This window comes from Candidatus Erwinia dacicola, assembly GCF_001756855.1.
Classification (GTDB): Bacteria; Pseudomonadota; Gammaproteobacteria; order Enterobacterales; family Enterobacteriaceae; genus Erwinia; species Erwinia dacicola.
In genome coordinates, this window is the sequence record NZ_MAYS01000238.1 from 1 (window position 1) to 1,701 (window position 1,701).

The window sequence follows — 1,701 nt, forward strand, 5'->3', positions numbered from 1 at the left end:
GCGATAGGGGCGGCAGACCTTGGGGGTAAAAGCATACTTCTCGGCAACGTGCATCAACTGTGGGTTCCAGCGATGCTTGCCGGGGCCGTAGATATCGCGCTCAAGGATATAGGGCTTGAACGGGTCAAGCTTGCAGGGTCTGGGTGCGCGAGGCTTGTAGCGGATATCCGCTACGGGCAGCGGGCTACGGATATATCTGCGAACGGTCTCACGAGAGCATGAAAGCTGGCGCGCGATGGCGCGTATCGACATGCCCTGACGGTGTAAAACACTCATCTCCACTCTGGTCTCCAATGTCATCATTGGCAGTGCCTTAAAACTGCCATTTTTACCCTGGGTGGGTCAGATTTACATCGGCAGGTGGGCCAGTTTTACATCGGTAGCGACATGCACGCGCAGGCCAGCCTGACTCTGGCCGACTGGCATCATCTCCAGCGCGTTAATATTGACGTGTTTCGGCAGGGTAGCCACCCACCAGACTGCTTCGGTCACATCTTCTGGCGTTAACGGCTCGGTACCGTCATACACGCTACCCGCTTTTGCATCATCACCCTTAAAGCGCACGTTGGAAAACTCGGTGCCGCCGACTAGGCCCGGTTCGATATCGGTAACGCGCAGCACGGTGCCGTGCAGGTCGGTACGCAGATTAAAGCTGAACTGACGCACAAACGCTTTAGTCGCGCCGTAGACGTTACCGCCCGGGTACGGCCAGCTGCCGGCAATCGAACCGATATTGATAATGTGGCCGACGTTGCGCTCCACCATGGCGGGCAGAATGGCGCGCGTCATATACACCAAGCCCTTGTTGTTGGTGTCGATCATGTCTTCCCAGTCTTCCAAGCTGGCACGCTGCGCCGGTTCAATTCCCAGCGCCAGGCCGGCATTATTCACCAGTACGTCAATATTGCGCCATTCGGCCGGCAGGTTGTTCACCGCCGCGTCAATGCCGGCGCGATCGCGCACGTCGAGAACCAGCGTATACACGCTGTCGCCCAGTTCCTGATGTAACGCATCAAGACGCTCGTGGCGGCGGCCAGTGGCAATAACTTTATGTCCCTGAGCGACAAAGCGGCGGGTAATACTCTGACCAAAACCGGCGGTAGCACCGGTAACAAATACGATCATCTCACTGTTCCTCGACCAGTAACACATTTTGGATTTTTCTTACCTTAACATCAGCTTTGTTGAATGATAGGTAATAATACTGTTTTAGTATGCAGGTTTTAGACGAAGATGCTAGCCATTCCAGCATGTATTACTGAACACTGGTTGTAACCCACTGATTTTATGTTATGGATGCTTGCTGTTTTTATGGGGTCGCAGCATAATTTCTATCTATTCAACAAAGCCGTTTTTGGCACGCGACCAAGGTCAAACAGGCGACCGCCGGAAACCAGCTCTGCGCGGCGGTGATTGGCGGCGCGATACATCTGAATAATTTCACCATCATCATTAAGGGAATAGTTGAGATGGTCGAATAGTTTTTCCAGTCTTTCCAGAGAATTAACTTTGCGAAATTTTAACAAATAATTTTGAGCAATCATATTGACCATTTGCGAACAGAATAGTGAGTGATAAGTGTATTATATGGAAAAAAAAGAGTACAGAAAGTTAGTGACGAAAGAGATAAATTCAGACTACTGATGACATTTAGTAATGAAATTGATTTTTTAGAGCCTGTCTGTAATTCTATGTAACTGC

General features: G+C 50.7%; 3 protein-coding genes. All 3 read right to left on the reverse strand.

Going from position 1 to position 1,701, the window contains the following annotated elements; genetic code table 11:
• Positions 1-303: helix-turn-helix domain-containing protein (locus tag BBW68_RS16185; RefSeq protein ID WP_148127585.1), on the reverse strand; the 303-nt coding region annotated here is incomplete at its 3' end.
• Between the two features lie 45 nt (positions 304-348).
• The gene (ydfG, locus tag BBW68_RS07405; RefSeq protein ID WP_070134636.1) at positions 349-1,125 is read right to left on the reverse strand and encodes a bifunctional NADP-dependent 3-hydroxy acid dehydrogenase/3-hydroxypropionate dehydrogenase YdfG; all 777 of its coding nucleotides are present in this window, start codon (positions 1,123-1,125) and stop codon (positions 349-351) included.
• 206 nt (positions 1,126-1,331) lie between these two features.
• The gene (gene ydgT / locus BBW68_RS07410; RefSeq protein WP_070134637.1) at positions 1,332-1,544 is read right to left on the reverse strand and encodes a transcription modulator YdgT; all 213 of its coding nucleotides are present in this window, start codon (positions 1,542-1,544) and stop codon (positions 1,332-1,334) included.
• Positions 1,545-1,701: the final 157 nt, after the last annotated feature.